The sequence below is a fragment of the candidate division KSB1 bacterium genome, assembly GCA_034506255.1.
GTDB lineage: Bacteria > Zhuqueibacterota > Zhuqueibacteria > Zhuqueibacterales > Zhuqueibacteraceae > Coneutiohabitans > Coneutiohabitans thermophilus.
In genome coordinates this window covers 906,434-922,565 of record JAPDPX010000001.1, presented here as the reverse complement: position 1 = coordinate 922,565, position 16,132 = coordinate 906,434, and the positions used below count along the sequence as shown (strand labels likewise).

The following is a 16,132-nucleotide window of genomic DNA, read 5'->3' as shown; positions in this document are numbered from 1 at the left end:
CCCTGCCCCAGTCGCAAGAGGCTTGATGATTTGATATTTCCTGCCACCAGCGTATTTTCCCCCGCTGTCGCTCGTTCGCTGCAATACTGCTCCCTGTCCGGAGAGGGCCGATCTATCCCGGCCACAGTGTTGTTGGCTGAATTGCCATTCGGTTGCCATTTCCGGCTGGTCGCCACAAAAGTGCGCGCTAAAAAAAGTTCGAAAATACCTCTTGCTTCGGCAAGCTTCAAGATGGGTTCACCGGGTGGATACCTATGTGGCGCTGTCACGCGCCAAAAATTTGTTGGTCATAGCCCATTTCAAAGGTCAGGGGCAACGCATGAACGAGCCATTCAAAAAATTGCTCGATGACGATTTTCCCAGAATCCCTGATCTGGATTTCAAAACTCTGCCTGCGGCGCAGCTCGACGACGTTGAATTGCCGAAGAATTATTCCTATACCGGCGATTTTTTGCTCTATCTACAATGCCCGCGCCAGTACATGATCTATCGCAAATACGGCTTCGCGCCCTCGCGCTCGCTGACGATGATGTTCGGCAATCTCGTGCATCGCACGCTGGATGATCTGCACCAATTTTTGATTGCGCAGAGGAGCAAGACATGATGTTATTGTTCCAATTGAAGGCCGGCAAGCCGGCACTGTAGATTAAGCCCGTAGGGCTGAAATGTTTATAGCCTCGAGTTGAGTTGAGATTTCAAGCTCCGTAGGAGCGGCATGTACAAATGCCTTGTCGCATCGACGTTTTTGCAGTGCTCGATCCAAACAACATGTCACGCCTACGGCGTTTCATCTGGTTGGCTGGGGCGATCTATAAATATTCCACTCCTAACGGAGTTGAATCTGCACCATTTCAAATAATATGATGAAATTCTTATGACTTTCCATCGTGACGACATCGAATCCCGCATTCTCGAATTCTTCGAGGAGAATTTTGAGATGCTGCGCATGGAATCCGGTCACTCGCTCTCACCGGATGCCAAGCGCGCTGCGCAGTTGCAGGTGTTATTTTATTGGCGCCGGCTGCGTGAAGTCGCTGAAAAAGTCACCGACACCGAAGTGCGGCTCAGCCTACCGGAACAAAAAACTCGCAAGGGGCGCCGGTTCGGCATCGAGGGCGTGGTCGACCTCGTGCGCGAGCGTGAGCGCACCGTGATGTACGACATCAAGACCCACGATGCCGAGGCCGTGCACAGCAACACCGAGGAGTACCTGCGCCAGTTGAACGTGTATGCCCACATCTGGCAAAATCTCAACAAGCAGCGTTTGGATGAGACCGCAATCATTTCCACCGCTTTTCCGGAGGCCGTGCGCGAGGCCCTGAACAAAACCGAAGAGGAGCTCGAGGCCGAATTGCAGAAGTGGGAGCCGCTCATTCCCCTGCCCTTTGATGCCGCCAGCGTCCAAGAAACGATTGCGCGCTTCGGCGAGATTGTGGATAAGATAGAAGAAGGCGAGTTTGCGCCACCGCCGGTGGACAAGCTAAAAAGGAAGCAACCCGGCATGAAAGCCATCTTTGCCGTGCAAACCTGCCGCAACTGCGACGCGCGTTTTTCATGCTCGGCCTATCGCGCCTACGCCCAATCCAGCCGCGGCACCGCCGAGAGCACGTTTCGCCAGCTCTTTTTTGATGATTTTGGCACGGAGGAGGAACGGAATGAGAGGGTGATGGCGGGGTTGGAGGGGACGCCAATTGAAATAGAGGAATAGGAGGTCGATATAAAGTCAGACTCGGGTGCAAAACCTTGAAATGACTCTCGACACTTCGAATTCAAGTCCAACCTCACTCAATGCGTTTGCTAGTTCAATAAATCTTTGATGTTTATTTTGAATCCCGCTTCTTGCAGTTCGGCAGCGAGTTTATCTTTAACATCGAAAACACTGTCTTCGAATTTTATATAAAGCAGACCTTCAATATCTGAAGGTTTCTCCAAATCTCCTTTCATCAGGATGGCGACACGCTTTCTTCCCAGTTTGGCGAGGAACATGCCCATCTCCAAAACCACGTTCTGGCGTGCTCTCCTCTTTTTTTCTTCGGGATGATCTATGCGATGACCTTCATCGTCTGGAGTCAGCAATACACAGGCAAAATTCACCTCGGTATTGCTTTCAAGTTTTTCAATGACCGTCTGCCCAACTGAAACCACATTTTGTAAGACGATTGGCTCGAGTTTCAACCGTCTGAGCAGCAACTCGAGTTGCTCCCTTGCCTGCGTGTCATGACCGTAAACAATGAAAACCTTGTTGCTTTGCAGTTGCATGGATGATTTATTGATGTACGCCAAGCTGGATTGCTCAAATTCCTGATCTTTATCTGCTCCGATCAGCTCTTGAATTTTCTTTTTCAACGGCGTCTCTTTTCCCTGCCACACCAGCCGGCCTGTGTTGTATACGCAAAGAATCGAGCCATCGTCAAGCAAAAGCTGCTCGCCGTTTTGTATTGATTTGCGTTGAAATTGAATGTTGTTGCCGTTTAAGATTTCGGCTATCTTTGTTACATCCCAATTGCTCATGGTACTCTCCAAGATATAGTCATTCATGAGAAATTTCGCTCAGCGTGGTTGACGAAACCCGGCATTACTCATCATCAGCGGTATTGCCCATGCGATACTTGATGTCGTAGTTGATGATGAAGTCCAACTCTTCGTTGGTGAAACCGTAGTGCTGGGCAAGCACACGGTCGATTTCATCAATAATAGGCTTGCACTCTTTCACGTCAAAATTGAATTCATCCGTTGCAATAATATCACCTTGTCGAGTTCTCAAAGTTCGGTTTGTCATGTAAGCCGCCAATAGCCTTGCGCCCAAGATTTCAAACTCACTACGGCTTGCCGTGGCCAGATTAAAGACTGGCATTTCATCTACTTCTCGGGATACTACATCCATGCAATTTGAGTTAGCAATCCAATACCAATAGTAAAGTTGGCTATTTAAAAGACAAATTATGACACCAGAAAATCGTTGATCGACCTTGATCTCTTTGTAATGAGAAGATAGCTTATCAGGTAATGCCTTGCGCCAGTACCGTCCTCCCGAATGATAGTAAATGGCTACCCCTCGACTATCGTAGAATTGTTTCAGTTTTCTTTGATGAGAGTGCAGCTTCTCAAGAACGTTCGCTTCCATTTTTGCACCCAATTTCGGAAATGCGTTTGGATGGGAGTTTGGAATTATGAGCCTTCGATAGTTTAGGCGATGGAACAGAGACTCTCTGTCACTTTCATCACTACTCCTCCATCGATGATACGTTGTTGAAAATGCACCAGACCCGTTTGTAGCAACAGAAGATTTCAGGAGCGTGATGGTCAAATTCATATCAACGCCGACAAATAACTTTCCAGGCCTTGTTGCAAAATGTGAATGCCATTGAAAAATCGCTTTTTGCTTATAAAGTTTTTGTAGAGCATTCATGCTACCAGTTGATACTGATGCAATAGGAAGAATTAGACCGCATCGCGCATCATTTCGCACAAGATTCAAGCTACGTTCCATCATAAAGGCATAAAGATTCGAACATGCTTCCGTCCTGTAATTACGAACCCGATAATCTGCCGTGACCTTCTTGTAACCGTATCCCCTCGGTGAACCACATCTTTCCTCTGGGTGAATCGCTGCGTATCTTTGCGCAAAATTCACCAGGAGGAGTCCCATGTGGTCTCGCAGACGGCGGGTGTGTCCCGCGGCGCGTCTTGCCCTCATCAAAAAGTATCTCGCCAGCGGTCTGACTCAGAAGCAATTCTGCCAGCGGGAAAAACTGGCTTACCCCACGTTTCTCACCAACATACGGCGGATTCCCAATAATCACATCAAACCCCCCGCTTTTCATAACGCCGTAGAACTCAACAAACCAATGAAACGGCTTGTGCGATTTCAGCCATTTGTCATACGCAGACGGTTGGTCGTGACTGATGCCGTATTCAGCGGCGAGATACCGGTTGAGTTCATCACGCAATTCATCCAATTTCTTTTGCAGCTTTTTCTTTTCAATCGGAGTTGCGTTGGTATTGTCTTCTGTCTGTTGCTGGCGAAACGAGGCAAAGAGATCGTCAACGGTTTGTGCTTTCATTTCGATGCGTTCCAAAGCATCGCCGGACAGCAATTGGCGCATTTTATATTGACCGGTTTTGAGTTCGAGCGTGATCCAATCTTTAACTTCTTGCTGTGTGGCAAAACCCACCAACGTATTGCCAGCGCGAATATTAAAATCAATATCAGGCAAAGGCTCGATGCCCAAATTGGGCTTGGCATCATCTTTTTCAGCTTGTGCGGCCAGTTTCAAGAACAATCTGAGCTTGCAAATCTCCACCGCTTCTTCCATGATGTCCACGCCAAAAAGATTGTTGACGATGATGGCTTTAAGGATAAAGTAACGGCGGTTTGAATGCTCTGCAACACGCGTTAAAATTTTGCGGAAATCGTTGAGTGGGTCAGCGTTCTGCTTGCCGTTGGTGCCTGCATTTTCAGCTAAAAAAGCTTCCATGCGATCCAGGCACGCTTCGTAAAGCGGTTCCAAAATATTCAAAGCGGCAAACAGAAACGCGCCCGAGCCGCAGGTGGGATCGAGCACGGTGAGCTTTTCGATGGCACGATAAATGGCATGCAACGACGCCGGATCGTCGCAACGCACAATCACATCTTGCACGAATTGGCGAATGTTGAGATTGTAGGTGATCAAATCATTGATGGATTGAACCTCGCCGCGCGTCATTTTCCCCCACACTTCTTCGTACCGCTGCCGCCGCGCCACCACTTTCCGCCAGATTTCGGTTGGCAAAGCAAATTGCCGTGGCGCCGGCTTGTTCCATTCGGTGCGCTTTGGAACCGATGCGATACCGGCAGCAATTTCAGCCGGAAGGGCAAGCGGTTCCTGCAATATGGCAGGCGGGTTCTCGTGAACATTGACCGCGATGCCGTGTTTGACGGCATTGTAAATGTAGCGATCAGGATCTTCCTGCAACAATCGCCACACGGCGTTCTCGCCCTTGAAAGCAGCCGGATATCGTTTTTCAGCGGCATCGAAGATAAAGGGAATGATGGTATTTTTGCCGATGTATTCGGTGATGTCTTCTTTCGTGTAATATGCCCCCATTTGTTTTTGGTTGACGTATTTCTCAAAAATGTAGCCCAAAACGTCGGGGTTAATCTCCCGGTCGTTGCGCAAGGGCCGGTCATCGAGATGCCAGTGCCATTGCCCAAAAAAGTCATAAAGTTCGACAAAAGCGGTATCAGCAATGCGAATGCGGTCGCCGTATTGTTCTTCGATCTGATGCGGCAGGAACAAGCCGCCGTTTAAATAGGGCACTTTTCCCAAAAGCTGTCTCGTGGCCGGCGAGCGTTCGCACTCTCTTTTCGCAAAGCCTTCAAAAAAGAGGCAGCACAAAAATTCCCTGTAATAACGATTCGGGCCGCGCTTCCGGCTTTGTTCCAGTTTGGTGCGCAAGTAATCGGGGTCGCCATCGAGGAAGTTCTTCTTTTGCACGAAATAAATGAACATCAACCGGTCGAGCATGAAAGAGGCGTACCAGCTTTGCAGGTTTTCGTCGGGAATGCCTTGAATGAACTTCGTGAAACCGGCGTGCTCAGTTTTGAATTGATCGTAAAAACGCCTGGTGACACGCTCGATGTCGAATCCGCGCAGCCGGCCGGTGACATCTATAATAGTCAGTCTCTCTTCGTCTTCAATGCTGAATGCCAAGTTTTGCAGTTTTTGAATGAGCGCATCACCCGGCTGGCTGCAATGGTAAGCATGTTCGCGGGTCGCAAGCGGCTTGCCGGGCTCGCGTTTCACCCATTGCCAGATTTGATTCCCGGCTTTCTCATCGACAAAAATGATCAGATGCTCGTGGTGGGATTTTTCCACCGCCCTCTCGATTCTTTTGCGCATTTGATAATCGGGGATACCGCCGTTGGCCGCAGCATCATAAAGAAAAGCGACCACGCCGCGTTTTTGCGCCACGGCGCGAAGAGAAAAATTTTTACTATCGATTGTGATCTCATGCAAGGTGGAGTGACGATCCCATCCCAAGAGATCGATGAAAAGTGTTTTGAAATCAAAATTGCGAAGAGTCTGGCGAGTTTTTTCAGTGTCCAAACGCATGGGTGATGTCATCTCCTGTTGAATCATCCTCCCTCCCATGCGACGGTGGATTTTTCTTTTAATTTCTAAATCGTTTCAAGCCGCTCAACGCCGTAGGCGTGTGATGTTTATAGTTTCGCGATCATCAAAAAATTTCAACCCCGTCAGGGCATTGGTGTCAAGCTAAGATGCCAAGAGCGTTATTGCTAGTTTGAGATAGCCGGTCGTTCAGCTCCGTTAGGAGCGAAATGTTTATAGAAAACCACAAATGCGCGATTAAAGCTCCGTAGGAGCGATATGTGAATTGTCGAATGTGAACAGTTGGCATAACGCATTTACATGCCGCTCCTACGGAGCTTGGAAAATTACAGAATGCGCACGCTATAAACATTCCACCCCTAACGGGGTTGGGACATGAGTCCTTAACTTGACACCCATGCCCGTCAGGGATGGCATGTGGCGATAGCCGGCGACATGCCACCCCGATGGGGTTGTATCTTTGATATTGATTTCATGCTATAAACATGACACCCCTATCGGGGTTGCGAATCTGTGTCGGATGCAACGAGCCCCAACGAGCAAATGATCCGGGGCTCCTGCGGCTCATCGGTTTCATGAATTTGGCAGAGGCGACCATCTTCACGCAGATCGAGCACGAGCTGTGCGAGTTGCTCGTTTGAAATGCCGCTGCGCAGTTGGCGGTTGAGTGTGTCTATCGCCGTGGCGCGCAACGGATAGCGGTAGATTTCTTCAATAGCTTTATCAAGCGCTGAATTCGCGAAGAGTGTGCCCTTCACCTGTTGAGCGTATTCTTTCAGCCGCTCATAGGTCCGAAACCGCGCGCCTGAGGGTCGCCCCAATTGGCCGCCAACAGTTTTTTCTTCTGCGACGACAAGCTCGATCCCTTTCTTCACCAAATCATGATGGTTCGCTTGTCGCGGCAACGCCGGCGTTTCCGGCGTGCATGCGGCGGCTTGCAGAATGGCAAATTGCGACTCGGTGACGCTCTTGCCATGCTGGTCGATCCAAGCCAATGAATCATTGCCTTGAGCAGTGCGCAGATAAACCAGCACACCCTGCGGCGCGCTCGAACTCGGTTGGTGCGGCTTGGTGGAATACACGACGTTGGGCAAAGCCGGAATACTTTTTTCCAAGCTTGGGTCAGCAGTGATGGCCTGCTTCCAAATCTCGTAGGCATGCGAAGTCAAATCCACTTCGCGATCATCTTCTCCATCGAGAATGCCGGCCTTCTCATTGTAAAGATCGAGGATGGTTTGATCGTTGCGATCGTCTTCAAAGAAAGCTTCATCCGTGCCGACGACTTCGGCGTTTTCCTGCAGACGCTGCCGCACGCGACCGCGCAGGTTGATAATTTTATCCACACCGTCCGCCGGCAAAAAAGAATAGCAGAGAATTTTCTCGGAATTTTGACCGATGCGGTCAACACGGCCCGCGCGCTGAATCAAACGAATGATGGCCCACGGCAAATCATAATTGACCACAATGTTGGCGTCCTGCAAGTTTTGGCCTTCGCTCAACACATCTGTGGCGATCAGCACACGCAATTCATCTTCAGATGAAATTTGCTGGCGCTTTTCATTGCTGACGGGACTGAAGCGCCATGCGAGTGCAGTGGGGTTTTCAGAGTCGCCAGTCACGCCGGCCAATTGCGTGAGGCCGCGCTTTTGCAGTTGTGCTTCGAGGTAATAAACGGTGTCGGCGAATTGCGTGAAAACGAGCACCTTCTCGTGCGGATGTTTTTTTGTGAGCAACTCAAAAAGAGCGTCAAGCTTGGCGTCTTGCTGCGGTTGCCACGCGCCATTTTTTTGCAGGATTTCCAACAACACCCGGGCGTCGTTTTGTAAGTCTTTTGCTAATTTTTCATCGAAAAGGGCTGGCCTCAGCCAGGAGAAACGTTTCTTGAAATGTTTTTTGTAGGCGTCATAAATTTCAGCGGCGCGGCGCTTGAAATCACCTTCAGTCCGTGCCGCCGGAGTTTCCAGCGGCGCTTGCTCCTCGTTCTCATCTTCTTCATCGAAAAAATCAGAAAAGCTTTCGTCCGTATCGTTAAAGCGCGCATCGAGCAACCCCGCGTCTTGCGTGCCGATGGGCAACGGCAGGCTGTTTTCGATAGCATGAAGAAAGATGTAATTGCGCAGAATGTGGCGTTCGAGAGAAAGCAAAAAAGCCTGGCCGCTGCTTTCGAGACGCTTGAAAAGATTGGTGCGGCAAAATCCCATGAGCCGCCGGCCCGCACGCGAAAGGTCCCGTAATTGTTGCGCTTCGTCCGGCGTGGGCGGTTGGTGCGGCGAGTTAAGGACGTAATTACCCAAGCCGTAACGCGGCACTTTCAAAGCGTTGATTGCCTCCACAACTTCATCGCTGTAGAGGCGCGCATATTGATCGTTGGGATCATCATCACGAATGGCAAACTTTGCGGTTTTGGGGACGCGTGTGGGGAAATAAGAGCGTGTGCCATCTGCAAAGGTGAGATACTTGCGGTTGTTGGCGGGATCCGTCTCCGCATAATTTTCCTGGATGAAACTGCGCGTGCGCCGCACCAGATAAAGCCGCATCAACTCGCGCCAGTCGTCGGCATGCTGGCTTTTTTCAAAAGCTGCTAAAGTTCGCGGCGAACATTGGTGAAGGCGCGTGAATTCAATTTCACCTTTAACTTCTTTGAGATACTCTTCCGGACGCGCTCCCAGATCCTGATCCTCCGGCACGAAGAGGCGCAGTTGGCTGGCGAGGTCGAGATAGGTTTTATTGTAAGGCGTCGCGGAAAGCAAAACCAGCTTGCTCTCATTCTCTTGCAGATACTCCTGAATGGCGCGATAGCGTTTGCCTTCGCGGTTGCGCAGATTGTGGCTTTCATCGATGACGACCAAACGATAGCGCCGCAGCTTGGGCAACTCTTTGAGCACCCGGTTGAGAGAGAGCACGCGCGCACGCAAACGATACTGTTCACGATAATCTTCCCACATGGGCACGAGGTTTTTGGGGCAGATGATCAGCGTCTCGAGCCCATGATCATCTTCAAAAATGCGCGCCAACGCCGTGGCCATCAGCGTTTTGCCGAGGCCCACCACGTCGCCAAGCAACACACCGCCGCGCTTGTTGAGATGATGCGCGGCAATTTTGACGGCAGCAGTTTGAAACTCGAAAAGCTTGTTGCCAAAATCTCGAGGGATATGAAATTCGGCGAGGCCAGCGCGCGCTTCTTGAGAGAGGTGATACGCGATCTTGATATAAATATGGTAAGGCGAAAGCGGTGTTTCGCGCGCCCAACTCTCTTCGATGACCTGCACCAGTTCCTTGGAAATGTCCACGCACCAGCGATCATTCCAACGATCTTCAAACCACTTCGCCAGCTTATCACAAGCGTCGTGATCGAGCACGTCGATGTTCAGTTCACCTTGTTGCGAGAGGCCGGCGAGCGTGAGGTTGCTACTGCCGAGATAACCGATGGCGGGATTGTTGACGTCGGCACGAAAGAGCAGATAGAGTTTGGCATGTAAGGAGTGACGCAAGAACAGCTTGATCGAGACTTTTTTGGCCTTGATTTGCGCACAAAGCCGGCGCAATCCAGCTTCATCTTCATTGGTGGGCGCGCCGATCGTCAGTTGTTCGCGGAATTCCTGCGCCAATCTCTTTTTGAGGCGGGAGACAGTTTGGTTGTCAAGCCCATCATCCTTTCTAACCAAACTCAGTGCAGCGAGCAGCTCATCTTGCGGCGGTTTGTGCATGCCCACGAGCAAACGGCAGCATTCGCCTTCGCCGCCCGCCCAGTGTTCGATAAACGAATCCAGCCGTTTCCACCCCCGAAGATTGAAATAACCGACGCAAAAGTCAGCGCGATGGGAGACTTTGAGCGTGTCCTGCAACGCAGACAGGAGTTTTTGTTCGATATTGTCGAAGATGCGAGGCATGAATTCGTCCTGAGCATCATCCTCCCATCCGACATTGGTTCCTCTGGGTTTCTGATAAACAAACTGTGACTCATAAATACCCGCGCACACCACCTTTTGCAGGCAAAAGCCAAGATTTCGAAATAAATGAACAGGAAATGCCAGATGAGGCGCGAAAAAATTCTTGTGAGGAAGTGAAACTGTCACAAAGAGGGGTACAAAAACCAAAATCGCAAAATGTCAGAGGGCTTTGAGGAATTCAGTTGAGCTGCGGTGACAAGAGCAACGGCAAGCCTGTCGATCACGTTACCCGGATTCCTGCCCGCGCACAAGGGCGATGGCCGGCAGAGGCACGGCAGGGCACGAATGCCCGGCGGAAAGATTTTGCCGTTGGCACCCGACCGTCCACCGAGAAATGGCCGGCTGGAATGCACCGCGTGTACCGCTGGAAGCCTGTCTCACCGTTGTAATATTTTCACAAAATCCTGCAAAAGCCTGCTTGACAGAAAGGCTGATCTTTGTTATTTTCCGCCCGGTTTTGCAAACCCACCTCCGTTGACCGTTCGCGCCCCGGGTGCTGGTGGAGTTCAACGTTTTATGATGCGAGCTCGTTGCTTTTCCCGCCATTGACTGATAGCTCTGCGTTGCCAGTGGACATGATTTTTCCCGCGCCGCCATTTCGCATTCCCCTGCAGTGCCTCACCCGCATCGCCGGTGCCGGCAGGTTTCCGCAGCTTCCGGCGTTCCTCTTGAAACCGCACGGGCAGGTTGGCCCGCAGATGCCGACCGCCGGATCGTGACCCTCATTCCATTGCTGCCTCAGGCTAACGAATCATGAAAGACCTGACCAGAATTGAACAAAAGCAATTGCGCCATCTCTGGCAAGAGCGGCGCGAGCGGTTGCAAGCCGCGGGCGGCGAGGAGGAAACGCCCGCATCCAACGACAGCAGTGCCAGTGAAGCGTTGCGCGAAACGTTGATTCACCAGGCGGCGCCACACGCCGAACAACTGGTGCTGGTGCAGTCGGTGCAGGAGCCACCGTTCTCGCACAGCCAGATCGACCGCGGCCTGATTCTCGCGCAAATCGAGGTGGTGGAGCCCCTGATTTGCCTCACCAAACTCGATCTTGCGGCAAATCGCGGTGTGATCGACAAGGCCGTGCGCCTGTATCGCGAGCTGGGCTATGCGATCGTGCTCACTTCCGCGAAAACCGGCGAGGGCATCGCCGGGCTGCGCGAGCGCCTGGAAAACAAACACTCGCTCCTCATCGGCGACGCCGGCGTCGGCCGCAAATCCCTGCTGGCGCAGCTCGATTCCGGTTATGACAAGAGATGCAGGACGGAGGAGCGCATGTTGGAGGCGGGCAACGGTGCGGCGGTGCGGTGCCGCATCAAACACTGTGAGTTTCCCCGGGGCGTAGAGATCACGATGCTGGAGGAAATCACGGTGGCCAGTTTGCTGGGATTGCAGCCCGATGAGCTGCGCTTTTACTACAACGAGTTTCGTGAGTTCAGCGGCGATTGCGCGGCCGCGGAATGTCTGCACTGGCGTGAATCCGCCTGTGCCGTCAAGCAGGCGATGGCGAACGGCGAAATCGCCCGGCCGCGTTATCAGGCTTATGTCGATCTCCTGCAGTCTTTGACACGGTGATGCTGCCGGGAAGAATTCCCTTGCGGGAGTGGCATGATTTCGCTATCTTGCGCCGCGTTTCATGGTGATATCTCCTGGGTGTGTGCCGCTAGAACCGCTGCGGTCTAGCGGCATTTTTGTTTCCACTCTGCAATCCGCAAGCCGGTCCACCCCCACAGGGTGGGCGGCAGGCCAAGCAGGCCACTGCACATGGTGTCTCAAGGAAAACACATGCACAGGACAATGCTCAGGGTTTTTGCCGGACTGGTGTTCGGACTGGCGGCCTGCTCGCCGCCACCCAAAGCCGCCATGCAGGGCGGCGTGTCGTCGATCACCGCGAGTGAGTTGTACACGCATCTGAGCTTTTTGGCGGCGGATTCGCTCGCCGGCCGCGACACGGGCTCGCCGGGACTTGAACGCGCCGCGGTTTATATCGCCGCGGAATTGCGCCGGCTGGGCTTGCAACCGCTGCCGGCCAGTGGATCCTATTTCCAGCCGTTTGCACTCATCAGTCGGCAGCTCACGCCGGCGACGAAAGTGACGGTTCGGGCCATGGGGGAGTCCGTGGAGTTCGATTTCCTGGAGGATTTTTTTCTCTACTCCCAGGAAGAGTTGCAGGGGGAAGGGGTGACCATCACTGGCAAAGTGGCTTTTGTCGGCTATGGCATCACGGCACCGGAGTACGATTACGATGATTACGCCGGCCTCGAGGTGAAGGGGAAAATCGTGCTGGCAATGCGCGAGGAACCGCAAACCGCCGATACCAGCGCACGCTTCGCCGGCTCTGAAACGACACGCTACAGCTACTTGAGTGCCAAGGCGGCTGCCGCCCGGGCGGCCGGCGCGGCCGTGCTGATTCTCGTCACCGCCCCCAGTGACAGTGGACCGGAATTTCGTACTGAGTTTCAACCTTACCTCGAGTACCTCGCCGAACCCCGGATGCGTCTGGCCGACAAGCCGGAGGAGAAGAAAGAAGGCACGGGTCTGCACGTCCTTATCGCCGACACCAGCCTGGCCAGTGCCCTGCTGCGCGGCAGCGGCAAAACCCTGGTGCAGTTGCAGGGCGAGATCGACCGCACCGGCCGGCCGCACTCCTTTGTGAGTGAGGCGGAAGCCACGCTGACAATTGCCATGGTTCAGCGCCGGCTGCAGGCGCCCAATGTCATCGGCTGGCTGAGGGGCGGCGATCCGCGATTGAAGCACGAAGCCGTGGTGTACAGCGCGCATCTCGATCATGTGGGCCGCAACGCCCGGGGGGAAATTTTTAACGGCGCGGATGATGACGCTTCCGGCAGCTCGGCGTTGCTGGAAATCGCCGAGGCTTTTGCACAGGGCCGCCGGCCGCCGCGGCGCAGTGTGCTTTTCATCTGGTTTGCGGGCGAGGAGAAAGGCCTGCTTGGGTCGGAGTATTATACTGCTCATCCCGTCTTTCCGCTGGCGCAGACGGTTGCCAATCTCAACATGGACATGGTGGGGCGCGTGCGGGTGCCGGGTGACAGCAATCCCAAAAACGCCGGTCTGGCGGAGGCGCATACCGTCTACGTCGTGGGCGGGCACCAAAATAGGGCGCTGCGGGAATTGAACGAGGCTTCGGCGCGGCAGGTGGGGTTGGTATGTGATTATCGCTACGGCGATCCCAATCATCCCAAAAAGCTGTATTATCGCAGCGACCATTACAATTTTGCGCGCCACCAGGTGCCGGTATTGTTCTTCACCACCGGCGAGCATGAAGACTATCACAAACCGACTGACGACGTCGATAAAATCAACTTTTCAAAACTGCAGCGGGTGGCGCAGATGGCCTATCTCACCGGCTGGCAGGTGGCCAATCAAACACAACGTCTGCCGCCCAATCCTGCGCCCGCCAGTCCCTGACGTGCGCTCGTCCCGGCTGCCGGCCCCGCGGGTGTTCCGGGGTGGCAGCAGGAATGATTTTCCAGAATGCAGAAATACAAAGCTACCCTGCAGGTCCGCCGGCTGATTCTGACCGCGATTTTCATCGCGCTGACCGTGGCCGGCGGGCTGTTGTTTTTCGCAGTGCCCGGTGTGGAAGTTGTGACCGCCACGGTCTTTCTCGCAGGTTTTATGCTGGGCGTCACGCGTGGCCTGCTCGTGGGCGGCATCGCCGAGTTTCTTTACACGTTTTTCAACCCGCTGGGGCCGGCCATTCCGCCGCTCATGCTGGCGCAAGTCGCCGGCATGGCGGTCAGCGGTTTGGCCGGCGGCTGTCTGGCACGGCTTTTCCCCGATCGACTCCCGCCAGTGCCCGCCTTTGCGGTTGCCGGAATGCTGTTGACCCTGCTGTTTGATTTCGCCACCACGCTGGCATTCGGCCTGAGCATCAATCAAACATGGGAGGGGTTGCTGGCCGCACTCACCTTTGGCGCGCCCGTCTATTTGACCCATCTGGCAACAAACGGATTGATTTTTACCCTGCTCGTGCCTATACTCGCGCGACACTTGCTGACGTTGACGGTGTTTCAAGCGGCGGCCGGGCCGCGGTTCGCGGCTGCCACGCGCAACGCACAACCAGCCAACTTTACCAACTCCCAAAGCCAACCGTGATTCCTGCTCGCCTGCCGGTGCTGTTCCTCCTTTGTGCCCGCGTTTTGTTCGCCCAGATTTCGCATGAAACCGCCCGCCCGGATACATTGCCCAAAGCCGCTGTGGACAGCGCCGCGGTGGCGTCCGGCGGATCGCGGGGGGAGAGTTTGCCGCGCGGACATGCTTTGCGCCCCGGACATCTGGCGGTCGCGCGCGCCGATTCACAAGCCCGTGCCGCAAATTTGTTCGAGGACGTGTGGCAGCTCGGCGCCAACAGCCTGCCGCTGTTGCCGCTGCGCACCGGCGGCACCGGCCAGCCGCGTTATTTTGCCACCGGCACATTGCCGCCGGCGGCCCTGGATCATTTTGTCGATGACGTGTGGTGGCGGCCGGGCGTCTACGGCACGGTCGATCTCACCGGCCTGCCGGACGCTGTCGTCGATGGCATCACGCTGAATCAACTCGTGCCTGATCCGGCCCAACCGGCCCTCTCTGCTGCGTTTCTGCGATTCAGCACCGAGGGCTTGCACTACGACATTCCCTTTTCGCGCGCAGAGTATGTGAAGGGGCCTCTGGGCGCGGATGCAACGCGCGTGCGTTTTGGCCGTGCGTTCAGCCGTCGCATGAATGCCCTGCTTCATCTCACCGTCAACAATGCTGATGGCTTCGTCAATCCGAGCGGCGGTTTGGTGCGCCTGCCGGCCGGGATTTTCAAAGCCGGCGTGCGGCTCGATTATCGCCTCACGCAGAATTGGCAGGCGCGCTATCGCTACTGGGTCGTGAGCGCCGAGGCGGGGGTGACCGCGCCTTTCTTTCCCGAAGAATGGCACCGCAGCGGCAACAACCGCCACAAAGAGACACGCCGCTTTCATGCCGTGGAACTGGCCCGCGGCGAACAAATGGGGTTGCGCGCTTTTTGGTGGGCGCTGCACGAAGAGTTGAATGCGATCACCGTCAAGATCCGCCATCGGTTGCGGGAGGCCGGCCTCGAAACGAACTGGCGCGGCCAGCGCGGGGCTTTTGCCGCAATTTTCTCCGGACGGGTGAGTCATGAGAAAGTGGAAAGCCCCATCATCGACTATGCAGCCCGCCTCCATGCCGCCGCCGGTTTGAAGCTGGCGGTGCAGCTCAACGAAAAGCTGGCGGTGCAGGCAATGGCGCGCGTCCGCCACAGCGCGGATTGGCCGGCGGGTTACACGCTGGCGGTGGGTGGCATTTACCGCCCGAAACCGGCATGGTCGCTGTGGCTGGGCATGGAACAACGCCGTTTGCCGCCGGCCCCGGGCGAGCGCAACAACAGTTTGCCGCTGCTGGCCCGCTCGGACAGGCTCAACGCGGTCACGCTGCAACACCTGCAGGCTGGTCTTGCGTATGAGCGGCGCGGGCTCACGGCGCGGCTTGTCTGCGGCAACGGCTGGTGGCAGGAGGGCCTGGTTTGGAGCCTGAATCACGCCGACACCACCGCCACGCTGCGCAACGACACCACCGTCGTCGTGACCCCGGCGCTGCATCTGGAACTGCAATGGCGCCCGCTCACCCAGCTCGCCGCGGGGTTCCATGCGGCGCATGCGCTGCGGGCAGTGCCGCAGCAATTTTGGTTTTGGCATCAGCCGCGCACGCATGTTTTTGCCTATGTGGCGGTGCCCTGGCTTTTGTTCGATCATGATCTTGAATTGACGCCCCGTTTCGCCGCCCGGATGATTGGTGAGCGTTTTTCGCCGGATTTCTCCGCAACCCCGGGCCGCGTGAATTTCACCCGCCTGGCCCCGGTGCGTGTGATCGATTTGCAGTTGCAATTGCGCCACGGCGATGGTGCCGTGTTTCTGGCATGGGAAAATCTGCTGGATCACCATTTTGAATGGCGGGCAGGGGCGCGGGAGCCCGGCCGGGTTTTTCGCTGGGGTTTTTGGTGGAAGTTTTTGAATTGAAGGCGGGATTGGCCGGCGGATTGGCAGGACCGCGCCGCTGAGAGTGTTT

Annotated in this window: 11 protein-coding genes; 6 read left to right on the top strand and 5 right to left on the bottom strand. The window is 54.5% G+C overall.

Features of this window, described 5'->3' with window-relative positions; genetic code table 11:
- Window positions 1–230, bottom strand: a 230-nt coding sequence (locus tag ONB52_03665) for a hypothetical protein (GenBank protein ID MDZ7415240.1), incomplete at its 3' end; no start/stop codon positions are given.
- An 89-nt stretch (window positions 231–319) separates the two neighbouring features.
- Here ONB52_03665 and ONB52_03660 point away from each other — a divergent pair.
- Both ONB52_03660 and ONB52_03655 read left to right on the top strand, forming a co-directional pair.
- Complete coding sequence (locus ONB52_03660) at window positions 320–604, top strand: PD-(D/E)XK nuclease family protein (protein ID MDZ7415239.1); 285 nt, start codon at window positions 320–322, stop codon at window positions 602–604.
- A 270-nt stretch (window positions 605–874) separates the two neighbouring features.
- Window positions 875–1,708 (top strand): PD-(D/E)XK nuclease family protein, encoded by an 834-nt coding sequence (locus tag ONB52_03655; GenBank protein ID MDZ7415238.1) that lies wholly within the window; start codon window positions 875–877, stop codon window positions 1,706–1,708.
- An 89-nt stretch (window positions 1,709–1,797) separates the two neighbouring features.
- Here ONB52_03655 and ONB52_03650 read toward each other — a convergent pair whose 3' ends face one another.
- The 4 genes from ONB52_03650 to ONB52_03635 all read right to left on the bottom strand — a co-directional run bounded on the left by ONB52_03650 (window position 1,798) and on the right by ONB52_03635 (window position 10,003).
- Window positions 1,798–2,511 carry a nucleotide-binding protein gene (locus ONB52_03650; GenBank protein ID MDZ7415237.1) on the bottom strand — a complete coding sequence of 238 codons (714 nt, stop codon included), beginning with the start codon at window positions 2,509–2,511 and terminating at the stop codon, window positions 1,798–1,800.
- Between the two features lie 64 nt (window positions 2,512–2,575).
- A complete protein-coding gene (locus ONB52_03645) occupies window positions 2,576–3,478 on the bottom strand; it encodes a hypothetical protein (protein ID MDZ7415236.1) in 903 nt (300 codons plus the stop codon).
- Window positions 3,479–3,530: 52 nt separating this feature from the next.
- Entirely contained in the window at window positions 3,531–6,122 is a 2,592-nt protein-coding gene (locus tag ONB52_03640; GenBank protein MDZ7415235.1) for an SAM-dependent methyltransferase, read from the bottom strand.
- A gap of 485 nt (window positions 6,123–6,607) precedes the next feature.
- Window positions 6,608–10,003, bottom strand: coding sequence for a helicase-related protein (locus ONB52_03635; protein MDZ7415234.1), 3,396 nt, complete (start codon window positions 10,001–10,003; stop codon window positions 6,608–6,610).
- Between the two features lie 813 nt (window positions 10,004–10,816).
- Between ONB52_03635 and rsgA the strand changes: the two genes are divergently transcribed.
- The 4 genes from rsgA (at window position 10,817) to ONB52_03615 (ending at window position 16,083) form a co-directional block, all read left to right on the top strand.
- The gene (rsgA, locus tag ONB52_03630; GenBank protein MDZ7415233.1) at window positions 10,817–11,632 is read left to right on the top strand and encodes a ribosome small subunit-dependent GTPase A; all 816 of its coding nucleotides are present in this window, start codon (window positions 10,817–10,819) and stop codon (window positions 11,630–11,632) included.
- Window positions 11,633–11,842: 210 nt separating this feature from the next.
- Window positions 11,843–13,486, top strand: coding sequence for a M28 family peptidase (locus ONB52_03625; GenBank protein MDZ7415232.1), 1,644 nt, complete (start codon window positions 11,843–11,845; stop codon window positions 13,484–13,486).
- A gap of 66 nt (window positions 13,487–13,552) precedes the next feature.
- Entirely contained in the window at window positions 13,553–14,176 is a 624-nt protein-coding gene (locus ONB52_03620; protein ID MDZ7415231.1) for a hypothetical protein, read from the top strand.
- 164 nt (window positions 14,177–14,340) lie between these two features.
- On the top strand, window positions 14,341–16,083 hold the full coding sequence (locus ONB52_03615; protein ID MDZ7415230.1) for a hypothetical protein: 1,743 nt from the start codon (window positions 14,341–14,343) through the stop codon (window positions 16,081–16,083).
- Window positions 16,084–16,132 lie beyond the last annotated feature (49 nt).

Excerpts from the sequence above, each read along its gene's own strand:
- ONB52_03625 (MDZ7415232.1), top strand. The coding sequence starts at position 11,843 with ATGCACAGGACAATGCTCAGGGTTTTTGCCGGACTGGTGTTCGGACTG.
- rsgA (MDZ7415233.1), top strand. The coding sequence starts at position 10,817 with ATGAAAGACCTGACCAGAATTGAACAAAAGCAATTGCGCCATCTCTGG.
- ONB52_03635 (MDZ7415234.1), bottom strand. The coding sequence starts at position 10,003 with ATGCCTCGCATCTTCGACAATATCGAACAAAAACTCCTGTCTGCGTTG.
- ONB52_03650 (MDZ7415237.1), bottom strand. The coding sequence starts at position 2,511 with ATGAGCAATTGGGATGTAACAAAGATAGCCGAAATCTTAAACGGCAAC.
- ONB52_03655 (MDZ7415238.1), top strand. The coding sequence starts at position 875 with ATGACTTTCCATCGTGACGACATCGAATCCCGCATTCTCGAATTCTTC.
- ONB52_03620 (MDZ7415231.1), top strand. The coding sequence starts at position 13,553 with ATGCAGAAATACAAAGCTACCCTGCAGGTCCGCCGGCTGATTCTGACC.
- ONB52_03640 (MDZ7415235.1), bottom strand. The coding sequence starts at position 6,122 with ATGATTCAACAGGAGATGACATCACCCATGCGTTTGGACACTGAAAAA.
- ONB52_03660 (MDZ7415239.1), top strand. The coding sequence starts at position 320 with ATGAACGAGCCATTCAAAAAATTGCTCGATGACGATTTTCCCAGAATC.